17 protein-coding genes and 1 pseudogene are annotated in these 22,856 nt (G+C 42.4%); 13 read left to right on the plus strand and 5 right to left on the minus strand.

All coding sequences use genetic code 11. The annotated features are described in order from the left end of the window. The first annotated feature begins 1 nt into the window (after position 1). The 9 genes and pseudogenes from IPP77_13510 (at position 2) to IPP77_13550 (ending at position 11,033) form a co-directional block, all read left to right on the plus strand. The gene (locus IPP77_13510; GenBank protein MBL0310642.1) at positions 2-5,647 is read left to right on the plus strand and encodes a hypothetical protein; all 5,646 of its coding nucleotides are present in this window, start codon (positions 2-4) and stop codon (positions 5,645-5,647) included. Between the two features lie 195 nt (positions 5,648-5,842). Beyond that, positions 5,843-6,349 (plus strand): sterol desaturase family protein, encoded by a 507-nt coding sequence (locus IPP77_13515; protein MBL0310643.1) that lies wholly within the window; start codon positions 5,843-5,845, stop codon positions 6,347-6,349. Between the two features lie 57 nt (positions 6,350-6,406). After that, positions 6,407-6,559 carry a MerR family transcriptional regulator gene (locus IPP77_13520; GenBank protein MBL0310644.1) on the plus strand — a complete coding sequence of 51 codons (153 nt, stop codon included), beginning with the start codon at positions 6,407-6,409 and terminating at the stop codon, positions 6,557-6,559. Beyond that, entirely contained in the window at positions 6,493-7,284 is a 792-nt protein-coding gene (locus IPP77_13525; GenBank protein ID MBL0310645.1) for a B12-binding domain-containing protein, read from the plus strand. The genes IPP77_13520 and IPP77_13525 overlap by 67 nt, the downstream gene beginning before the upstream one ends. A gap of 172 nt (positions 7,285-7,456) precedes the next feature. Next, positions 7,457-7,993, plus strand: a complete 537-nt coding sequence (locus IPP77_13530) for an RNA polymerase sigma factor (protein MBL0310646.1) — start codon at positions 7,457-7,459, stop codon at positions 7,991-7,993. Further along, a pseudogene (gene crtI / locus IPP77_13535) lies at positions 7,993-9,485 on the plus strand (phytoene desaturase). The gene IPP77_13530 and the pseudogene crtI overlap by 1 nt, the downstream one beginning before the upstream one ends. A 21-nt stretch (positions 9,486-9,506) precedes the next feature. Then, positions 9,507-10,370 (plus strand): phytoene/squalene synthase family protein, encoded by an 864-nt coding sequence (locus tag IPP77_13540; GenBank protein ID MBL0310647.1) that lies wholly within the window; start codon positions 9,507-9,509, stop codon positions 10,368-10,370. Continuing rightward, entirely contained in the window at positions 10,367-10,645 is a 279-nt protein-coding gene (locus IPP77_13545; GenBank protein ID MBL0310648.1) for a lycopene cyclase domain-containing protein, read from the plus strand. The genes IPP77_13540 and IPP77_13545 overlap by 4 nt, the downstream gene beginning before the upstream one ends. After that, positions 10,617-11,033, plus strand: a complete 417-nt coding sequence (locus IPP77_13550; GenBank protein MBL0310649.1) for a lycopene cyclase domain-containing protein — start codon at positions 10,617-10,619, stop codon at positions 11,031-11,033. The genes IPP77_13545 and IPP77_13550 overlap by 29 nt, the downstream gene beginning before the upstream one ends. 1,149 nt (positions 11,034-12,182) lie before the next feature. On the opposite strand, the gene IPP77_13555 is transcribed toward IPP77_13550, so the two are convergent. Then, complete coding sequence (locus IPP77_13555) at positions 12,183-13,658, minus strand: proline--tRNA ligase (GenBank protein ID MBL0310650.1); 1,476 nt, start codon at positions 13,656-13,658, stop codon at positions 12,183-12,185. Positions 13,659-13,771: 113 nt separating this feature from the next. Here IPP77_13555 and IPP77_13560 point away from each other — a divergent pair, with 113 nt between their 5' ends. Next, positions 13,772-15,058, plus strand: a complete 1,287-nt coding sequence (locus tag IPP77_13560; GenBank protein MBL0310651.1) for a hypothetical protein — start codon at positions 13,772-13,774, stop codon at positions 15,056-15,058. Positions 15,059-15,284: 226 nt separating this feature from the next. On the opposite strand, the gene IPP77_13565 is transcribed toward IPP77_13560, so the two are convergent. Genes IPP77_13565 through IPP77_13575 form a run of 3 tightly spaced genes read right to left on the minus strand, consistent with a single transcriptional unit; the run spans position 15,285 to position 17,409 of the window. After that, positions 15,285-16,058 carry an enoyl-CoA hydratase/isomerase family protein gene (locus IPP77_13565; GenBank protein ID MBL0310652.1) on the minus strand — a complete coding sequence of 258 codons (774 nt, stop codon included), beginning with the start codon at positions 16,056-16,058 and terminating at the stop codon, positions 15,285-15,287. 13 nt (positions 16,059-16,071) lie between these two features. Continuing rightward, entirely contained in the window at positions 16,072-16,677 is a 606-nt protein-coding gene (locus IPP77_13570) for a phosphatase PAP2 family protein (protein ID MBL0310653.1), read from the minus strand. Continuing rightward, positions 16,678-17,409 carry a methyltransferase domain-containing protein gene (locus IPP77_13575; GenBank protein ID MBL0310654.1) on the minus strand — a complete coding sequence of 244 codons (732 nt, stop codon included), beginning with the start codon at positions 17,407-17,409 and terminating at the stop codon, positions 16,678-16,680. A 99-nt stretch (positions 17,410-17,508) separates the two neighbouring features. On the opposite strand from IPP77_13575, the gene glmM reads away from it, so the two are divergent. Then, on the plus strand, positions 17,509-18,894 hold the full coding sequence (gene glmM, locus IPP77_13580) for a phosphoglucosamine mutase (GenBank protein MBL0310655.1): 1,386 nt from the start codon (positions 17,509-17,511) through the stop codon (positions 18,892-18,894). Positions 18,895-19,714: 820 nt separating this feature from the next. Here the strand turns inward: glmM and IPP77_13585 are convergent. Further along, positions 19,715-20,482 carry a gliding motility-associated C-terminal domain-containing protein gene (locus tag IPP77_13585; protein MBL0310656.1) on the minus strand — a complete coding sequence of 256 codons (768 nt, stop codon included), beginning with the start codon at positions 20,480-20,482 and terminating at the stop codon, positions 19,715-19,717. A gap of 711 nt (positions 20,483-21,193) precedes the next feature. Here IPP77_13585 and IPP77_13590 point away from each other — a divergent pair. Together IPP77_13590 and IPP77_13595 are read left to right on the plus strand one after the other, a co-directional pair. After that, entirely contained in the window at positions 21,194-21,826 is a 633-nt protein-coding gene (locus tag IPP77_13590) for a PIG-L family deacetylase (protein ID MBL0310657.1), read from the plus strand. Then, entirely contained in the window at positions 21,823-22,854 is a 1,032-nt protein-coding gene (locus IPP77_13595; GenBank protein ID MBL0310658.1) for an ATP-grasp domain-containing protein, read from the plus strand. The genes IPP77_13590 and IPP77_13595 overlap by 4 nt, the downstream gene beginning before the upstream one ends. Positions 22,855-22,856 lie beyond the last annotated feature (2 nt).

Raw genomic sequence — 22,856 nt, forward strand, 5'->3', positions numbered from 1 at the left:
GATGAGAATATCTTTTATAACATTTATTGGACTGGTATTGTGCCTTTCGTTACGGGCTCAAACACTCACCTCATTTCCCAAAGACCCAGACGAATTTGTGAAGGAGTTAGACCGGTTTATGACTGCCGGAAGGGCGGATAAAAATATTGAAGCAATAGCTGCATTTAAAAAAATGCAGAAGGAGGGTAAGATATCAAATACGCTTATCGAAAGTATGGTTACACCCTGCAATGCCATGCTTTCGCGTACGATGTCACCTGCACCATATTACTATAACTACATTAATGCGGTGATGAACTTGGCGGCAAGTGGGCAGGCAGAGTCTAACTTTATTGAATGGAACAGGATACTGACTGAAGTAATTAAAAATCAGAAGAAAGGCGACAACAACCAGTTTCTTAAGTTTATAGAGTTCTCCAATAATTTCTTTCAACAGAATACGCTGTATTCAACCAATGCTAAAACATGGAAGGTAGATGCCAATAGCTATAGGCTGCTTTATGAAGACCAAAAGCCTCTTGTCCGATTTTCTACAACTAATTTGATAGGTGCTACTACCGGAGATACGATTTATGTTCATGAAACCTCTGGCGATTATTTCCCTTTGGAAACGAGATGGGCGGGTAAGTCGGGCAAGGTAGATTGGGCGCGGTCTGGCTTAGATCCTTCTAAAGTGTTTTGCACCTTCAATAACTATTCAGTGAATGTCACTGGTTTCGGCTATGTCGTTGATACCGTTACTTTCTATTATAAGGACTATTTCAATTTTCCACTCATCGGAAGGCTTACGGATAAATTGGTTTCCGGTCCCTCTGACTCTTCGCGAATTACATACCCACGATTCGATTCGTACACTGCCGGTATAACGATTAAGGATATTGCCCCCAATGTTTCATATACCGGAGGATTCAGTTTGAATGGAAGCAAAGTTTTGGGTAGCAGTTCCATGTTTGAAAAGCCCATGCTGACATTTTATGCGGCGGATGGCAAAACAAAAGTTCTTTCGGCCAGGGCAAATTCGATTTCTATCAAAAAAGGAGAGGAATTAAGTGCAGATAGAGCAGAGATTTCTATCTACTTCGGTACAGACTCCATTTATCATCCTCAATTGAGTTTGGTTTACAAAGTGGCCAAGAAGGAAATGCGGCTTCTTCGCGGAGAAACCGGCATGGGGAAGGCAAAATTTGTAGATTCCTATCACAACTATGAATTCTTGACGGATGCGATTTACTGGAATGTTGATTCCCCCATTCTGAATTTGAAAATTCTTTCGGGCGTTGGTCATAAACCCGGCATATATGAATCAGTAAATTATTTCAGTAAGGATGTAATTCGGAAGACCCAGGGACTAGCTTTCTACGAACCGCTTTCTGTCTTGAAGAAGTTGTATGAGAAAATAGGATACAGGGAAATCAACGTGAGTGATTTTGCAAAGGCATTGGATCCCAATTTGAAAGATGGAGAAGTAAAGTCCTTGCTATACAGTTTGGTGGAGAATGGTTTTATTGGCTACAATGAAGATCAGAGTACGATAGTTATTAAGGATAAGGCATTGAATTATGTCCTTGCTAACGCCAAGAAAATTGATTATGACATTATTCAAATTAAATCGGCTCCAAAATCCAGCAATGACTTTATTAATCTTGGGAACAGCAACATTGATTTGAAAGGTGTTTTTGAGGTGCCGATCAGCGATACGGCCTATGTATTTTTTCATCCAAGGGATAGTAGCGTCAGCTTGCAGAAAGATCGAAACATGGAGTTTGATGGAGTAGTTTTCGCTGGAAGAACCGATTTAATAGGAGAAAAGTTTAAGTTCCAATATGCCCCTTTCACTGTTGAACTTACGAAGGTAGATACCATGAGGCTATACCTTCCGGACAGCAGCAACAGGACTGATCTTATGGGAAGGCCAATATTGGTTCCGATGAAATCCAAGGTGGAAGGAATCAAAGGATTACTTGAGATTGATGCTCCGATCAATAAATCAGGACGAAGTCGTCTGACACAATTTCCGAAGCTATATAGCCGCGATAAATCTTTTGTCTATTACGATGACCCCGAAGTAGCCAAAGGGGCTTACGGACGTAAAAGTTTCTTCTTTGAAATTGAGCCTTTTCAACTTGATAGCTTAAACAATTTTAACCCGGATATTATTAACTGGTCCGGCAAGCTTGTATCCGGCGGAATTTTCCCCGAAATAGATGACAGCATACACCTGCAACGGGATGGCTCTCTTGGTTTTAAGTCAGAAACCCCACCGGAGGGATATGATTTATATGGAGGGAAGGGAAAGTACTATGGTAAATACGAATTGAATTACAGTGGCTTACAGGGTAGCGGTAGGATTACGCACAGTACGGCAGAGTTCAAGGCGGATGACGTGCGCCTCTATCCTGATTCGCTACGGGCAACAACAGATACGTTTGCAATCGCTAAGACATTTGAAGGTGTTCAAACCCCGGCGGTTTTGGGAGTTTCAGATATGATTTTTTGGCGTCCGGCGAATGACAGCATGTTTATCAGTATGCTTAATAAGGATCTTCCCTTTGCTATGTACGATGATGGCTTTACAACTTTCAAAGGGGACCTGCTTTTAACGGATAAAGGGTTGAATGGAAACGGAACACTAGATTGGAACGAAGCTACCTTAGCATCCAACCAATTTGTATTTAAAACAATGGACCTTGCAGCCGATACTGCTTCCTTAAACATTAAAACCACCGGCGATAAGGTAACCTTTAAGACTCCCGATGTTTCGGCAAAGGTTGACTTCAAGACTCGGATAGGTGAATTTGTTTCTAATCAAAAGAACATTCCTACTGACTTTTCATACAATCAATATACCACTGCTATCAACGAATTTAAGTGGTTTATGGATCAGAAAATTCTCGACTTCAAAGCCCCGCAAGATGGCCCCGGTGAATATTTTACCTCGACCAAGAAGGAACAGCAGGGTTTGAATTTCTTGGGTAAACGTGCTACTTACAACTTGGTTTCATCGCTTCTTCGCGTGGAGCAGGTTCCCGAAATACGGGTAGCTGATGCCCTCGTTATTCCGGATAGTGGCGTAGTGATTATAGAAGAAGAAGCACGGATGCATCAATTGCGGAATGCAGTGATTGTGGCAGATACCATTAATAAAAATCACACCTTCGAAAATTGTGTGGTGGATATATTCAGCAAAACAGAGCTAAAAGCAGTTGGGGATTATACATATACCACTAAGGACTTGAAACAGACAGTGAACTTCGGTGATATTTCCTGCAAGTTAGATAAGGAAGGGAAGAAGCGAAAGCAGGTGGATGTTTACAGGCTAGAAGCCCGTGCTATCATTGATGAGAAACAAAACTTCGTTTTATACCCTGATGTGAAATTCAACGGAGAGATTAATATTCTGGCCGTAAACCCAACTATACGGCTCAAGGGATACTCAAAAATTGAACTAAAATACCCCAAAGCAGTTACCGATGATTTCTTTATTGACCAAGATGTAAACCGCGATACGCTGGGATTGAGGTATGACACCACCGTGCGTAATGCTAATGGAAATCTTTTGTCTGCAGGTATTCATCTCAGCCCCAATCCAGAGGCGCCAACTATGTACGCTACTCTATTATCGCCTAAGCTGGATAATAAAGATTTAACCATTTTTCAGGCTACGGGTATTCTGGCTCAGGAACCTAATGGTGAATATCTTTTTGGCGATGAAAAAAGAATCCGGGAAAAAGCAATTCAGGGGAACGTACTTAGATACAGAGATGTCAACGGGGCAATCAATGCTGAAGGCAAAATAAATTTGGGAGTGAATCTGGGAGTTATAAAAACTATATCAGCCGGGAGAATAGAAACTAAATTAGACAGCGGTATATTTAAGTTCAATCTTAGCTTGGGTATAGATGCTCGTTTAGATGATAAAATTCAGGATCGCATGGAGTTCTTTATGGTCGGTGACAATGCAGACCAAAAAGATATCAGCTATGAAAGTGAAGCGCAGAAGAAGGCTATAAGCGATTTGATGGACGAAAAGGACGATCGCAAGTTGTTGGAGGATTTTAATCAGTCCGGAGCTTTCGTAAAACGCCCAAAGGGTTTAACGCATAATATGGTTTTTAGCGATGTAAATTTTGTATTTGATAAAGAAGACTTGTCTCTTCGCTCGGTGGGTAAGTTGGGTGTCGCAATGATTGGTAAGAAAGTAATCAATAAAAAACTAGAAGGTTATATCGAATTTCAATATAAGGAAGGAGGAGACGTGCTCACAATCTATTTACAAACGGGAACTAAAGACTGGTTCTACTTTGAATATAGGCCCGGTACGCTAAACATCCTTTCCTCTTACAACGATGTAAATAAACTCATCACTGCAACTTCGCCTGATAAGCGTAAGATTAAAGGGGACAATAACCGATTCTATTATTACACACTGGGATCCTCGCTCAATCGGGAAGATTTTGTCAGTTATATGAAAGATAAAGAGTCTGGTGTAGTACGTGCGCGCCCCGAACCTAGAATTGAAGTTTCCGAACCGGTGGAATTGCCGCTCGATTCTTTAATGCCGAACGACTCCACCAATCTCCCGGATTCGTTGGGACATCAATTGCAAATGGAGGATCCTTATAAAAAGAACAAGTCAAGAAACCGAAAGGGAGTAGATCAGGACGGGGCAAATGATGAAAAGGTTATCCCGGAACCGGTGATAGAAAAGAGCAAAAAGAAGAAATCAAAGAAAGCGGCTGAAGAAGAAATGGATTATTATCAGGATCCATCTTCTAATCTAAAGGAGAGGCAGAAGGAGATGGAACAAATGCGTCAACAGGGCGATGGTATTCTTTCCGGTCCGCCGCCAGATCGAAATAAACCCGCTATAGAACCGTTGCCGATAAAGGAAGATTCCAGTTCTATCCGGGAAGACCTTAAAGAAAAGGTCGTTCCAAAAGAGGACTCTAATTTTACACCTGATGTTCAGAAGCCATCTCCAAAGATACCTGATAGCATTGCCCCAATAATAGAACCTGTAACAACAGATTCCGCGGCAAAACTTCCAACTACGCAACCTCAGGAGGTGATGCCGGAACCGGTCAAAGCAGATTCTATTCCAGCACAAGAAAATGTTGCTCCTCAGGAGAGAAAACAAGAATTAGCGCCTCCGGTCGAAGAAGTAAAACCCGCACCGGTGCAGCCTGAACCTCTAAAGGAGAATTCTGTGGTGCCTAATGAAGAACCCAAACCGGAAGTCCCTGCTAAAGAAGATTTGAAGACCGAACCAGTACAACCCGAACTTCTCAAAGAGGAACCTAAACTAGAGGCAATCCCGACGGAAGAGGCAAAACCAAAACCACTAGAGGAAAAACCTATAGCTCCAATTGAAGAACCCAAGCAAGAGGTTTTGCCATCAGAGGAAGTTAAACCAACGCCAGAATTACCCAAAGAGAATCTAAAACAGGAAACTGCTCCTCCAGTTGAGGAAGTAAAACCTGAGACGATACAGCCGGCCCCTCCTAAAGACGATGCAAATCTTCCCGTAGGAGATGTCAAGCCAACGGAACCTGAGCCTCCTATCTCTTTGCCGGATACTGAACCGTTTAAAACGGATACCATCGTTCCCCAGCCTCAAACAATTCCATCTGATACTATACCCAAATAGAATCTATAAATGGTTGGTGTGGAGTCTGTTCAATAAAGGGTGTCGGAGTTTAAAGCTGGAATATCCTATCTAATGCATCCGTGCAATAATTCCCCTCGCCTTTTATGGGCGTTCCATTGAACAAGTATTTGCCATCTTCCTAAAATAAATGGACTGTTCTAAAACTTTTTTGACAAACCATTGTTATGGATAGATATGATAAACATATTCCTAGTCCTCCTTGCTTTTGCCGGCATGGAAGCTATAGCACATTTTGCACACAAGTACATCATGCACGGCTTTCTTTGGTCGCTACATAAATCACACCATCAAAAGGGACGCACTTTTTTTGAACGCAATGACTGGTACTTTCTCATTTTTGCCACTCCCGGAATCGCGTTGCTCTTTTTAGGTATTTCGAATGATTTCAATTGGATGTTTTTCATCGGTTTAGGAATATCACTCTACGGAATGACTTACCTAGTGGTTCACGACGTAATAATCCATCAGCGGATTAAATGGTTGAAGCGACTGGATAACAGCTATATCCGGGCTTTGCGACGTGCCCATAAAGATCATCATGCTGAAACGGATAAGAATGCCGCCCGTTCTTATGGCATGTTGTGGATAGATAGAAAGTATTTTGCGTCTTCGGCAAGGTTAGACAAAGTAAGGGTCTATAGCCAAATCCGTTTTTTTTGTGAGCGGGATTATCCCTTTTAGTTTCTTTGCCGTTCTATTTAATAATCTAAAAATCACCCAAGATTCGCTTCTTCAAATATGGCTCATTATTCAATTAAGGATGTAGAACTTCTTTCAGGAGTCAAGGCGCACACCTTGCGTATATGGGAACAGCGCTATGATTTTTGCGGCCGCAGCGTACGGAGACCAATATCCGGTATTACACAGACGAGCAACTGCGGAAAATTCTGAATGTCAGCCTGTTGAACAGAAACGGATACAAGATTTCCAAGATTGCAGAGATGACCGAAGCAGACCTCAAAAACGAGGTGATTCAAATAGCTAATCAGACCCATACAAGTGATAACCTGCTCGACGCACTCACTCAATCTATGATTGATTTTGATGAAAGTCGTTTTGAGCGCACACTTTCTACCGCCATACTAAAAAATGGTTTTGAAGAATCTTTTACGCATACCGTCTTCCCATTTCTGGTTCGGACCGGTATTCTATGGGCTGCGGGAACGATCAAACCGGCGCAGGAACATTTTATCACAAACCTGATACGCCGTAAGTTGTCAGTTGCCATTGATGCACAGCAGGAAGAACCACTTAAAAATGCACGCAAATTTGTTTTGTTTCTTCCAGAAGGTGAAACCCACGAGTTGATGCTGCTATTCATTGAATTTATTCTGCGAAAAAACCGGCAACGCGTCGCATATTTGGGTAATTCGTTGCCCATTGATGATGTTGCTTTTATCAATGAAGTATTTCAACCAGATTATTTCATTACCTATCTCACCTCGGCACAAACCGAATTGCCTCTGAAGAAATTTGTGCAAAAAATGTCAAAGTCTTACCCCGACCGAACTTTGCTCATTGGCGGCCAACAAGCAGAAACCATCCAATTTCGTCTCCCTGCTAATGTCAAGGTCATTCATTCGGTAGAAGACTTGATGCAGTATCTATCAGCTTAAGGCTGATTTCCTATCCTCTTTCTTGGTAAAAAACGCTATGCTTTTTCAAGTCATAGCCATGTCTGGCTCATAATAGGCTACTTTATATTGTTTAACTAAATTAACAATAAAGGTAAACAGTTTGTTCGTTTTATTCAAATAGTTCTTATTTTTGTTCAACAAAATAAATAAAATGATAAACACTATTCAATCCTCCTCACCTGAAAAGCTAATGACAGCTTATGAATCTATCCTGCGCTCCTTTGCTATCAAACTGACTAAAAGCAAAAATGAAAGCGACGATTTGTTGCAAGAAACTTATTACAGAGCCTTAGTGAACTGGGAAAGGTTTACGGATGGTACCAACATGAAGGCCTGGTTACTTACCATCATGCGAAACATCTTCATCAATAACTACCGCCGAATAAAAAACGGTTATGTACATGCCACTGCTACCGAGAAGCAATTTGATTTTTCAATGGCGCGCCGTACTGACAATAATGCATCCATCAATACTTTTATCAGCGATGATTTGGCCAAAGCTATGAAAGGAGTGAGTAAAGACTTCACAGAACCATTTCTACTATACCATCAGGGATTTCAGTATCAGGAGATTTCCGAGATGATGAATCTTCCATTAGGTACTGTCAAGAGCCGGATATTTTTTGCCCGTCGAGAGATGAAAGAAAGACTAGCTGAGATGGGCATTCACAATGCATCCTACAACTGATGAAAAATTCCCCAAAGAAGGTAGTAGTCATTGGAGGCGGTTTTGCCGGATTATCAGCCGCCTCTATTCTGGCGCAGCAAGAACACGCAGTCACTCTTCTGGAGAAGAACGACTCCTTGGGTGGTCGTGCCCGAGTTTGGGATCAGGACGGTTTTTTGTTTGACATGGGTCCTAGTTGGTATTGGATGCCCGAAGTGTTTGAGAAGTTTTATAACCGTTTTGGCAAAACCACTTCTGATTTTTATACGCTGAAAAGATTAGACCCTTCCTATCAGGTTTATTTTGGTAAAGAAGAGACCTTGAAAGTTCCCGCCTCTGTAGAAGAAACTATTCTCTACTTTGAAAAAACAGAAGTAGGGGCCGGTGAAAAACTTAGAGCATTTCTGAAAGAAGCGAAATATAAATATGAGATCGCTATGACTGACTATGTCCACCGTGTCAGCGATTCTATATTCGAGTTTGTTAATCTTCAAACTATAACAAGCGCCTTTCGACTGAATATGTTTCAGTCATTACGAAAGAGTATCCGCGGTCTTTTCAAACATCCTCATCTAGTCAGCCTCTTAGAGTTTCCGGTATTGTTTCTGGGTGCTACACCTGAAAACACTCCTTCGCTTTATAGCATGATGAACTATGCCGACCTCTCGCTGGGCACTTGGTATCCTATGGGGGGGATGCACCAAATAGTTCGCGCAATGGAAAGTATCGCCCGCGAACAACAGGTTGAAATTGTAACCGGTGCCGAGGTGACAAAAATTGAAGTGAAAAACGGCCAAGCCCAAAGAGTACATACCGCCACCAATACTTACGAAGCCGATATTGTATTGGCTGGTAGCGATTATGAACATACTGAACAGCATCTGTTGGATAAAACCAATCGGGTATATGGCGAATCTTACTGGGAAAAGACAACTATGGCTCCCTCGTCCCTGATCTTTTATCTTGGGGTGAATCGAAAAATTCCACGTCTGCTTCACCATAATTTGTTTTTCGATAAAGATATGGAGCAACATGCCCGTGAGATTTACGAACAACCTCATTGGCCCACTGACCCATTATTCTATGTATGCGCTCCTTCCATAACGGATGATTCAGTGGCGCCTGCGGGTATGGAAAATATTTTCATCCTTATGCCACTTGCCGCCGGACTGCACGATAGTCCCGAACTGCGAGAAACGTATTTCAATGTACTCATTCAACGCCTCGAGGCTTTTGCTGGCGAACCTTTTCAGGAGAACATTGTTTTGAAAGAAGTTATTGTATCAACGATTTCAAGAATGACTACCATGCCTATAAAGGGAATGCCTATGGTCTGGCAAATACATTGCGACAAACCGCATTTATGAAACCCAAAATGAAATCATCGAAAGTGAAAAATCTTTTTTATACCGGACAGTTAACCGTGCCTGGTCCCGGTGTTCCGCCTGCCATCATTTCAGGTCAAACAGCCGCCGGAGAAATCAACCGCCTGATAGCAAAAGGCAAACTGTAAATTCAAGATAAACCCATCCTTATGTTTACTCTATACGAAAAGACCGCCGCTGATTGCAGCCGGATGATTACCGAAAATTACAGCACCAGTTTTTCGCTTGGCATCCGTATGCTGCACAAAAACTTTCGTGAACCTGTTTATAATATATATGCCCTAGTGCGCTATGCCGACGAAATCGTGGATTCTTTTCACGCCTACGATAAGCGCAATCTTTTATCTAAATTCAAACAAGAAACTTTTGAAGCGATCGAAAGTGGCATCAGCATGAATCCCGTGATTTATTCATTTCAGAAAACAGTCAACAAGTACCAGATACCGCTCGATTTGATTCAGGCATTTTTTAAAAGTATGGAAACTGACTTGTCGCAAAACATTCACGAAAAGGAAAGCTATGAAGCATACATTTACGGCTCCGCCGAAGTGGTAGGGCTGATGTGCCTACGGGTATTTGCCGATGGAGATGAAGTGCTCTTTAACCAACTCAAAACTCCCGCACGAGCGCTAGGGGCGGCTTTCCAAAAGGTGAATTTTCTGCGTGATATTAAAAACGACCACGACGAACTGGGCCGTATTTATTTTCCCGGAGTGGATTTCAAAGACCTGCAAAAAGAGGCGAAACATAAAATAGAAGAAGAGATCCTTCAGGACTTCAACCGAGCGCTTACCGGTATTCTGCTGCTACCTATTGGCTCCAGAGTGGGAGTGAAGCTCGCTTACAATTATTACATAAAGCTGTTTGAAAGAATCAGAAAAGTGCCCCCCGCTCAAATTCAAAACACACGAATCCGTGTGCCAGATATTCAAAAAGCACTCATCTTCGTTTCTACTTTTCTTCAACAGAAAATGGATGACTTCTGGCTATCGCCCAGTCCTACACTGTCATGAAGAGCGCTTATCTGCTGATAAACTTCTTTACCATCCTCATTCCTTTTCTCTGGTCGTTTGAATCGCGGATTCAATTCTACCAGAAATGGAAATTTGTTTTCCCATCAATTGTTCTTCCTGCTGTGTTGTTTTTGATTTGGGATTATTTCAAAACCCGCTATGGTGTATGGGGATTTAATCCTGATTATATCACCGGCTACAAAATGGCCGGATTGCCCATAGAAGAAATTTTCTTTTTCTTCCTCCGTGCCCTATTCCTGCATTTTTATTTATGAAGCGCTGAATTATTACATCAAAAAAGAATTTCACAGCCCGATTCTATCAATAGGTTTCACCCTCACCGGTTTGCTTTTTTTTGCGCTCTCATTTTTTTATTGGGGCCAGGCCTACACCTGGAGTGTATTATTCCTCTCCGGTTTTGTCCTGCCACTGCTGCCCCGCGTGCTCTCGCCTCGACAACTCAGCCTGTTTTCGCTTGCCTCCCTAATCAGCCTCCTCCCTATGTTTATCGTCAACGGACTACTCACCGCCTTGCCGGTGGTGATCTATAACGATTCGCACAACCTCGGTTTACGAATAGGCTCTATACCGGTAGAAGATTTTTTATACTTCCTGCTTCTTTATGCACTTAATATCGGGATTTATGAACGGTTGCGTAAGTAAGGGTAGATTCCTATCTGAAATTCGTTCTCGGCATTGGCTATGTCTATGTTGTTTAAGTTGGTAGCCTTTGGCTACATTTTCTCAGCTATAAGCTGCATTCTTTATTGAACATAGGCCCAGCCTATGCTTAGTGGGATTGGTGCTACCACTAAATTTCAATGATTTGTATAAATTCCACTCTAAAATCTAAACTCTATACAAGTATTTAAAGATAACAACGCTCCCGATTACGAACAGTGGATCAAAGACAATCCGAATGGTTTTGTTGTTAATACCACACCTCTTTCTAATCATCACTATCGTACCGTTCATAAAGTTTCATGTCGTTTCATATCTGGCAGTGATGGAAACAGGGCGCGCGCAACTAAAATGTACATCAAAGTCTGTTCAGCAGACGATGCAAATGATATTGAAAAACTTGTTAGTTGGTTCAAAAAGCACAAAACAGAATTTGATGGTGAATTCTGGGAGTGCGGGACCTGCAGTCCGCACTTCAACCAGCGAATTTCAAATCGCAATGCACCAGAAGGTAGCGACATTTAATGTTACTGCCTGATATAGAAGGGCTGTCGACATTTTCGCGTTTGCCGTTATTGGTGTTTAGTTAATCCCTTAAAAATGAATATCTGCCTATTACCATCAAGATTGAGTAGACACTTCTTCCATTAAAACTGCCGAGATTTTAACTAAGGTCGAAAGAATCTTAACTAAGATCAAGAGAATCTTAATTAGGACTGAAGTAATCTTAATTAAGGTTGGAGTAACCTTAATTAGGATCGAGGAAATCTTAATTAAGATTGGGGAAATCTTAATTAGGATTGGGGGAATCTTAATTGAGATTGAGGGAATCTTAATTAAGACCAAAGGAATCTTAATTAAGATTCGAATTAATCTGACCGTAGATTCTTATATTTCGATTTGAATTTTTGACGATTTATTGATTTTTTTGATTGTTTTAACAGAATAATGGCCTACTATTGAAAATTCATCTCAAAATAGATACAATAGGTGATGACCTAAACTGCGTACACTTCCATGACAGTGCTGGCTTTTCTGCCTAAACAAGAAATTTACGAGTTTTTATGCCTCTACCGCTCTTCGCTGCGGTCTGTTCAATGAACTGTATCATTAGAAATAGAAATCTCCTTCCTAATACGCTCTTGCAAAAATCACCCGCTCTTTCGAGGGCTTTCCGCTGAACACGCATTTGCCTTCCTGTTGCGGGTTGTCTAAAGGAATGCAGCGAATGGTGGCTTTGGTCGCTTCTTTGATTTTATCTTCGGTTTCGGATGTTCCGTCCCAATGCGCGGATATGAATCCGGGTTGGTTTGCAATCATATCCTGAAACTCTTCCCATGTATTTGCTTCGCGGATGTTGGAGTCGCGGAAGGTCTTGGCTTTGTTGAAGATGTTTTGCTGAATATCTTTCAGCAGGTCTTCGATATAATTTCCTACGCCTTCAAATTGCACAGATACTTTTTCTTTCGTGTCGCGCCGAGCTACTTCTACGGTTCCGGCTTCATAATCGCGCATGCCCATCGCCATCCGAACCGGTACACCTTTCAATTCATATTCCGCAAATTTGAAACCGGGGCGCTTGGTGTCGTCGTCGTCAAATTTCACTGAGATGTTTTTCGCCTTCAGTTCTTTCATCAGCGGTTCAAATCTTTCGCGAATCTTTTTCATGTCCTCGTCACCCTTCGTGATAGGAACAATCGCCACGTGAAGCGGAGCCAGATTGGGAGGCAACACCAGCCCATCATCATCGCTATGCGCCATAATCAGCGCACCGATCAGGCGAGTAGAAACGCCCCACGAAGTGGCATAAACAAATTCTTGTTTGCCTTCTTTGTTCAGAAACTGCACCTCAAACGCCTTGGCAAAATTCTGACCCAGATAGTGCGAAGTGCCTGCCTGCAAGGCCTGTCCGTCCTGCATCATGGCTTCGATGCAATAGGTTTCAACGGCTCCGGCAAAACGCTCGTTCGGAGTTTTGATTCCGCGAATAACCGGCAAGGCCATAAACTGTTCGGCAAAATCAGAATAGACGTTCAACATTCTTTCGGCTTCTTCCACCGCTTCTTTCGAGGTGGCGTGAGCCGTATGTCCTTCCTGCCACAAAAATTCGGCAGTGCGCAAAAACAAGCGGGTTCTCATTTCCCAACGAACCACATTCGCCCATTGGTTAATCAACAAAGGCAAATCACGATAGGACTGAATCCAAGTTTTGTATGAATTCCAGATGATGGTTTCGGAAGTAGGGCGAACAATCAACTCTTCTTCGAGCTTGGCTTCGGGGTCAACAATAACTCCTTCACCATTTGGATTGTTAATCAACCGATAGTGCGTCACCACCGCACATTCTTTGGCAAAGCCTTCAATATGCGATGCTTCTTTACTCAAAAAACTTTTGGGAATGAATAGAGGAAAGTAGGCATTGACGTGGCCGGTGTCTTTAAACATCTTATCCAATGCAGCTTGCATCTTTTCCCAAATAGCAAAACCATAAGGTTTGATTACCATGCAACCGCGCACGGCGCTATAGTCGGCCAGTCCGCCTTTGATCACCAAGTCATTATACCATTGTGAATAATCGTTAAGTCGAGATGTTATTTCCTTTGCCATGTGTAACTTTGATACAGTTTTTATGTCAATAAAATGAGCCGCGCAAAAATATCAAAATCAACAAGTGTCTCGACGAATAAAAGGTAACTTTGTAAAACATTAAAATGAATATCATGAAACGCTACACATTCGCATTGCTTACCGCACTTTCCTTCCTCGTTATGGGGTCGCTTTCTGTGATGGCGCAGGATGATAATTTTTATGATCCGAAAACTGATAAAGCGCTGCAAAACCAAACTCCGAAAAGTCAACCTGCTAATCAGAATGACGACAAGACCGATGGATATGGCAACAGCGGAACTAATTCGGCAAATAAGTACGATGAAAAGGACAAGGGCTATTCTGATTACACTCAGGATAATGACCTACGGGCTTCGACCGGTTATGATCAATATGAGGATTACTACTACACCAGCCGTCTGAGAAGGTATTATACGCCGAGCTATGGAAACAATTATTACAGCTACGCTTATACCCCTTCCTATTATTTTGGATGGAGCAACTGGAACACAAGTTTTTATGTTTCGAGCAATCCGTGGTATAATGACCCTTGGTGGAGATGGAACCACCCGCGCCGTACAGCAATAGTTATCTACGACCCTTATTGGGATTGGAATTGGGGATGGAACAGTTCTCCGTATTTCAATTCTTGGTCGAACCCTTGGGGTGGATACTGCGGTGCCTTTAGCTGGGGCTATAATCCTTATGCCTATAACGGTTGCAACTGGGGTTATAGTAATTATGGATGGGGCGGCGGAGGCTACTATAACAACTATGGAGGTGGCAGAGGTTATAATCAGGGCTATTATCATGGATACCGCAATGGCTACAACAATGGCTATTGGGATCGGTATGGGAATAATCCATATTATGGATATGGTTATGGTGGAGGAGCGCAGGTCAGCAATCCGGGAGGCAGCCAACAAAATCCGGGCAACGGGGTGAGACCTTCAGTCAAAACACTAACTAACATGCCGGTTGAAAATTCAATCGTGATACCAAAACAAGGAAACACCCGGCCGGTGGTTCCTGAAACCCATATTAAAAAAGAGCCGCTGGTGCCAATAAACACGGTGAGACCTATTGAAACAGTGCCGGTGCAGCCAAACAGAAACATTCAGCAAACAAAACCGCTTACTCCTGATCGTGTGATTCCACAACAGGTAGTTCCTCGCCAAAATGAGAATGTGATTCAGCAAACGCCGGAAAATAGAAACTGGGACAGGCAAAATAATCCGCCGCCTGTAAGGCCGCAGGAAAATATTCAGCGGGTGCCGCAAGAGCAAATACAGCAGCCACGGATTATTCAACAGCCGAGTAATATGCAGCCACCGCGTGATGAGCCGCGCATGAGAAATATGGAGCCTCAACAGAACATAGAGCGGTGGATCCTCAAATAAGGGATATGCAGCCGCGTGAAAGGGACATGCAACCGCAGCAGAGGAACATAGAGCCTCGCGAGAATATTCAAAGAGTGGAGCCGCGCCAGAACATTCAGCGGATGGAGCCGCAGCAAAGAAATATTCAAGAGCCAAAGATGCAGATGCGGGAAAGCTCACCACAGTTTCATCAGGTGCAGCCCAGAAACATTTCTCCTTCGCATATAGGTAGGAGGCCTCGTTAGTTTTACTTTCCTTTAAAGTCGGGGAGTCGCTTTTCAACAAAAGCGGCCATCCCTTCTTTTTGATCTTGCGAAGCAAAGGTGAGGTAGAAATTCTTTCGCTCGAACATCAGTCCTTCATCCAACGTTGAGTTGAATGCTTGATTCACCGCCTCCTTGGCCAGCTTAATAGCTACCGGTGATTTTTTGGCAATTTCCTGTGCCAGCTTAACGGTTTCTGATAATAATAGAGGAGCCGGAACAATGCGATTGATTAAACCGGCTTGCAGCGCTTCTTCTGCCGAAATAAATTTCCCGGTCAAGATCAATTCCATTGCCATCGCTTTGCCTACTGCCCGTGTCAGCCTTTGAGTGCCACCCGCGCCGGGCATTGTTCCTATTTTAATTTCCGGCTGTCCGAATCTGGCTGTTTCGCTTGCTATAATCATATCGCAAGTCATGGCCAGTTCGCAGCCGCCACCCAATGCAAAACCGGATACCGCCGCAATGATGGGCTTCTTGGTTTTTCTGATTTGATCCCAGGTGCTGAACTGATCCATAGTCAGCATGTCAATGGCTGAGGCTTCGGCCATCTGTTTAATATCTGCACCGGCTGCAAATACTTTTTCTCCACCGGTCAGGATGATGACGCGAACATTGTCATCGTTATCTAATGTTTTCAAGGCTTCCAATACTTCCAGCATCAACTGGCGGTTGAGCGCGTTCAGTTCTTTGGGGCGATGAAGTTCAATCAGCGCAATGTGCTTTTCGAGCTGCGGGTTTACTTTGATAAATTCCATGAATGCTATTTGTTTAGGGTTGATTTAATTCAGTCTCTGACATAGCAGCTTTGCCTCTTACTATCAAATGTTTTGTGAAATAGGTATTAGAAAGATAACCGATAGTGATTCCAACTATACTGCCGATAATTCCTCCCACGATGACATCTCCGGGATAATGAATGCCAACATACACTTGTGAGAAAGAAACAACAAAGGCCCAAAGACTAAATACCGTAACACTTCTCAATCTCTTTTGGCGAATCATCGTTAGAAACGTAGCCATGCCAAATGTATTGGTAGCATGTGCAGAGACAAAGCTAAATCCCGATCCGCAATGTTGAATTAGCAAGCGGACATTTACTGTCGGATCGTTGCAAGGGCGCAAACGATGAAAGTATGGTTTTATTATAGAAGCAGACAACTGATCTGTAATGGCAAAGGTGATAGCTCCGGCAATCAGAATTTTCCAAAAGTGTTTTGGGAATAGCTGATAAGTTCGGACGATGATGATGATGTAAATGATATACATCACCTGCGGGTTCCGCATGATAGGGCAGAACAAATCGAAAAACCAATTGATGAGATGATGATTGACGAGGTCGAAGAGTTGCTTGTCTAATTGTTCAATAATTTCCATCTACATTTTTTTAGCCACTAAGATCAACCGGGGCGACGAAGATGAATTAAATTCATTCAATTCATAATCACCGAAAAGGTGTGTGATGGCAAATCCTGCATGTTGAAACATCTCTTCAAACAACCTAAGGTTGATCAGTTTCAGACTCTCTTCAAACTGGTGGTCCGTTCCTGCTACTAAAAACTCAATCTTCTTTTTGATGAATCCTTTTTCAATCCGCTTTTTAATGTGAAACTGAATCTCCCCTCGTGGAATTATCTCCCGCGCCTTTATATGCTTCACCGCATATTGCGAATTGATATAATCAAGAACTAAAGTTCCGCCGGGTTTCAGACTCTTGGCAAACGACGTAACCACTTGTTGGTCGTCGGCGGTGTCTTCAAAATATCCGAAACTTGAAAACAGATTGAATACATAATCAAAACTGTTTTCCCGATACACTTCGCGAATGTCCCATTCTTCAAAGTGAAGATTCTTTTCCTCAATCTTTTTTGCGGCAGCAATATTACTTTCAGATAAATCAATACCGGTTACATGAAACCCAAGTCTTGCCAGCGTTTTGGAATGTCGTCCTTTGCCGCAGGCGGCATCCAATATGTTGGAGCCATGAACGACGTGAAGCTTTTCTGTCAACAGATGAATAAATCTTTCTGCTTCCTCATCGTTTCTATGTTCGTAGAGGATATGATAATAGGGGGAGTCAAACCATTCTTCGTACCAGGGTTCTTTCATTTTCTTTTTCTTTAACAATATGTATTCGTATTCACGCACTCACTTTTTCAAGCGGGCGAATTTGATACATTTGCGCTCCCAAAAATAAAAACAAAGCCTTTGTCACTAATAAAATCTATATCTGGAATACGCGGAACCATCGGAGGGCAGGCAGGAAATAACCTGACACCCACTGAAATTCTGAAGTTCACAGTTGCTTTTGGGAGATGGATTCTTCAAAACGAAAAAAGCAACAAAATTGTTATTGGCCGCGATGCTCGCGTCAGCGGGCGAATGGTGAGTCAATTAGTATCCGGTGCTTTGCAATCTATTGGTTTAGATGTGGTGGACTTAGATCTTTCTACAACGCCCACCGTCGAGATGGAGGTGATTGAAGAGAAAGCAGGTGGTGGTATTATCATCACGGCTTCGCACAATCCCAAACAGTGGAATGCACTTAAACTACTGAACTCAAAAGGAGAATTTATTTCTGCCCAGGCAGGAGAGGAGATACTTCGCCTGGCGGAAGATGATAACATCGAATATGCGGATGTAAACAAACTCGGTTCCTATATTAGTAAAGAGGGAGCGATTGAGCGCCACATTGAAAAGATACTCAAACTGAAGTGGGTAGATGTAGCCGCCATTCGGGCAAAGAATTTCAAAATAGTCATTGACTGTGTCAACTCTACCGGTGGCATTGCGCTTCCAAAGTTGCTTGCTGCGCTTGGTGTGGAAGATGTTATCAAACTTTACTGTGAACCAAATGGTTTGTTTTCTCACAACCCCGAACCGCTGCCCGAGAACCTCAACGAGCTTTCCATTATTGTTAAAAAATCGCAAGCACATCTCGGCATATCGGTTGATCCGGATGTAGATCGCTTAGCGATGGTGTCGGAAGACGGCAGCATGTTTGGGGAAGAATATACACTGGTGGCCATCGCTGATTATATATTGAGCAAAAAGAAGGGCAACACTGTTTCTAATCTTTCTTCGACCCGTGCATTGAAAGATGTGACCGAAAAGGCAGGAGGTGTATATCATGCTTCGGCTGTTGGTGAAGTGAACGTGGTGGAGAAGATGAAAGAAGTGAAAGCCATTATCGGCGGCGAAGGCAACGGCGGAGTTATTTTCCCCGAACTGCACTACGGTCGCGATGCGATGGTCGGCATTGCGCTCTTCCTGTCGCATCTGGCACAAAGCGGGAAAACGGCCTCGATTCTCCGCGCCGGTTATCCCAGTTATCATATCGCCAAGAAAAAAGTGGACCTCGACCCTTCTGTTGATATAGATCACTTGTTTGATGAGATAAAGAGGAAGTACAAGAAATATACCATCAACACCACCGACGGGGTGCGCATTGACATGGATACCGATTGGATTCATCTGCGCCGTTCCAACACCGAACCTATTGTGCGGATATATGCCGAAAGCAATTCTGAAACTACGGCCAATAATATGGCGCTTCAGGTCATGAGTGATCTGAAAAACTTCGCACCTAAATAGCGGTCATTAAAGGCTTTTGTTCCGAACGGAATATCCAATCTCCAATTTCTTTTTGGTGACCGGTTAGGTTTCTAATGCTTTTGATACTTGAGCAATCATCCCATTTTTTAGAGAATACATTTTTTCTATCGAAAACGATATGGTATTTGGAAAGCGCAATATCGTTTTAGACCAAAACCATATAGCCCCGAATAGAAATAGTATTGTTTTGGGATGGAACTATGCTACTCCTATCTAAAACAATGTTGTTTCTGCCAGACAGTATATAGTTCTTGCCTGAAAGTATGTAGTGCCGGATAGGAACCACATGGTTCTTTGCAGGAACTATATAGTCTGTGGGACAAACCATATAGTTCCAGCCAGATACTATGTAGTTTTTGGTAAAAACTATGTAGTTCTTGGGAGAAACTATATAGTTCTTGACAGAAACTATGTAGTTCTTGGATAAAACTATGTAGTTCCAGCCAGATACTATGTAGTTCTTGCGAGAAACTATGTAGTTCTTGGGAGAAACTATGTAGTTCTTGACAGAAACTATGTAGTTCTGGACAGAAACTATGTAGTTCTGGACAGAAAGTAGTTGAAAATGGCCTGTTTTTTAACACTTGTAATATGGAGAAATATGTTTTTGAGCCAGAAGGGCGGATTTTAACACCAAAACAGTGCTATTTATCCCAAAACATAAAAAACAGACTCAAAAGAGAGAATTGGCATTAGCACTGCCAACAAGAACCTGATTGAAAGAAGCTTTTTGAGGAAAGATGGGTGGGCAACAAAGTTGGATAGTTTCCCTTTCCATTGCTCCAAAGATCATTTATATCTATCGCAACAAACTGACGTTGCCGCTTATCGTATTCAATTTGTTTTCGCAATAATTGAAGTATTCGCACTCATAACCATAAACTCCTAAAGGCTGATTCTCCTCTTTATACACACCATCCCATCCGAGCAAAATATTCTTTGTTTGATAAACCATTTCGCCCCACCGGTTGAATACTTTCATAGAAAAACTACTGGTTGGGCATCTACATACCGCTCGAAACAAATCGTTCATTCCGTCATTATTAGGAGAAAAGGCGGTCGGAATCAACAAAGCACATTCATCTGGATAAATGGTCAGCCTCACTTCATCCGAAGCAATTCCACAACCATTATTTACGGTAACGGAGTAAACACCGGTTTGTGTAACGTGATAAAAACTATCGGTTGAATTATCCTGCCAGCGATAAGTTGCATTTGAAATCCCCGGAGCAAGAACCAGCCCTCCACGACTACAAACATCTCTGTCATTTCCTAAGTCAACGAACAGATTGTTGTCACCAAAACCGACGGTTATAGTATCGCTTGCGGAACAACCGGAAGGATCTGTGACCGTAACCATATAATCTCCCGCACTGGTAACTCTATTGGTCGGATTGATGCTGCCATTGTTCCAAAGATAAGTGCCTCCAGCGGTAGTAGCATCTAATAATAGGGAACCATTGGGACAAATAGCCGTGTCGTTTCCTAATGTGAATGAAATAGTACATTCTGCGGGTTGAATGCAGGCAGAGTCAATACAGAAAAGGATGCAGGTCGGCCTGATCAAGAACTAAAGGCCGAACGATGGATGAAACCAATAAATAGTATAATTTGAACTCAGATTACTAAGATCAAATGTAGTTATAGTCGCCGCATTGGTAGAAAACTGGGAATCTTTATAAACATTAATGCTCCGTGAAGGGATTGGCAGTAGTGGGGTAGCCGAGTTGAAGGAGTTGTAAGTAAAACTTATCGGCCTTTGCAAAGATAGAAACTCCACATCTATAGGAAGTCGGAGTTTGAGAACGGTACATTTCTGATGGCAATGAGAGACTGAGTACTTTTGCCAGACTAAAAACTAAATCTGACCGATACGCCCTCTCCAGTCCAGTCAATTTCATCTAAACCGTCATTAAGGCATATTGCGTTCCGCTAAGCATTCACAAAAGAACCGAGATTCGTTGGAATAAATGGATGGTGTTCCATTCGGAACAAGCCAATTATGTAGAAAGCCGGAGTTCCCATTTCCATAAATGTTAAAGGCATTCTCCTTTTCAGTATTCCCAATTGGTGTTGCATCAAAATCTTCACATTGGACTTGTGATTGCAACAGTTTATGCAGAAATATTAATGTCAAGGAAACTAAGAGATTATTGGTTCTCATTGAGTATATTTTGAAATCAACTTTGCAGAATAGCATATTTATAAAGAGGTTCCAGAAGAATTCTATCATGGATTATCATAAGATTCCTTTTTTTGTGCAGATAATTACGGCTATATGAATTTACCCTTTCAAAATGTACTTGTTTTAGCTCCCCACACCGACGATGGCGAGCTTGGATGCGGAGGACTGATTGCCCGAATGATAGAAGAGAAAAGGAAGGTGACTTATGCGGCATTTTCTACCGCCGAAGAATCGGTGCCGGATGGGTTTCCTAAAGATGTTTTGAAAACAGAAGTAAGAAACGCTACTCATAAATTAGGAATAGAAGAAGAGAATCTGGTCATCTTCAATTATCCGGTACGCAAACTCAATTATCATCGTCAGGAAATTCTCGAAGACTTGGTTCGTCTTCGCAAGAACAACTACGACCTTATTCTGACTCCCTGCCTGCACGATATTCATCAAGACCACACCACGGTGGCCCATGAAGCACTTCGGGCATATAAGAACACCTCTATCCTCGGCTATGAACTGATCTGGAATAATCTTTCTTTTAAAACTACCAGCTTTATTTCTTTAGAAAAGCGGCATATAGAAAGTAAAGTAGCGGCATTGCAGGAATACAAATCTCAAGGAAATCGAGATTATATGTCGGAGGAGTTTATTTTCTCGCTTGCCAAAACGCGTGGTGTACAGGTAGGGATGAAATATGCAGAGTCCTTTGAAGTAATTCGTTTGATGTTATGAAAAGAATAAGGGTGTTGATGACTGGTGCCGGCGCTCCCGGCGGCCCGGGAATCATTAAATGTTTACAGGCTGATAAGCGCATTGACTTGACGGTATGTGATGCGAATGCCTCCGCATCGGGACGGTTTCTCAACAAAGAATTTTTTCAATGTCCACCGGCTTCCGATTCCGGCTTTTCAGAATTCATGCTACAGAAAAGCAGAGACTTGGAGGTGGATGTATTGTTTCCATTGGTGACTAGAGAGTTGTTTTTGTTTGCTGAAAGGAAAAATGAATTTGCCGCAACGGGAACTAAGGTAATCGTATCGGATAAGGACGCGCTCAACACAGCTAACAACAAAAGCCGCTTACATCAACATCTGAAATCATCCGGCATCATGGTTCCTGAGTTTTATGTGGCAAATACTTTGGAGGAATTGGAAAATGCTTTTTCAAGTTTGGGATATCCGCAGAAAAAGGTCTGTATCAAGCCTTCGGTCTCTAACGGTAGCCGCGGCGTAAGAATCATAGACCCAATGGCGAAGGAGTTTGATTTGCTTTTTAATGAAAAGCCCAACTCGCTTTATATGCTGAAGGATGATTTATTCCGAATTTTGAAAGGACATAAATTTCCCGAACTATTGGTTTCAGAAGTGCTGCCCGGAGAGGAGTTTACGATTGATACTTTAATGTATCAAGGTAAGAGCCTTTTGATCGTGCCGCGTTCGAGAACAAAGATGAATGCCGGAATATCTGTGGCGGGTGAAATAGTGAAACAGGAAGAAATTATAGCTTATGTTCAGCAGATGTCGGCAACGCTTCCCTTACATGGCCCAATCGGCTTTCAGGTTAAGAAAGCAGATGATGGAAAATTTAAGTTGCTTGAAATCAACCCTCGAATTCAAGGTACCAGCGTTTCACTGATGGGTGCAGGAGTTAATCTTCCTTTGTTGGCAGTGCTGCAAGAAGCAGGAGAGGAGGTTCAAATCCCCGAAGTAAAATGGGGAACGAAGTTTGTCCGTTTTTATAACGAAGTTTACTATCGGTAGTT

Source organism: Bacteroidota bacterium (genome assembly GCA_016722375.1).
Lineage (GTDB): Bacteria > Bacteroidota > Bacteroidia > Chitinophagales > LD1 > Bog-950.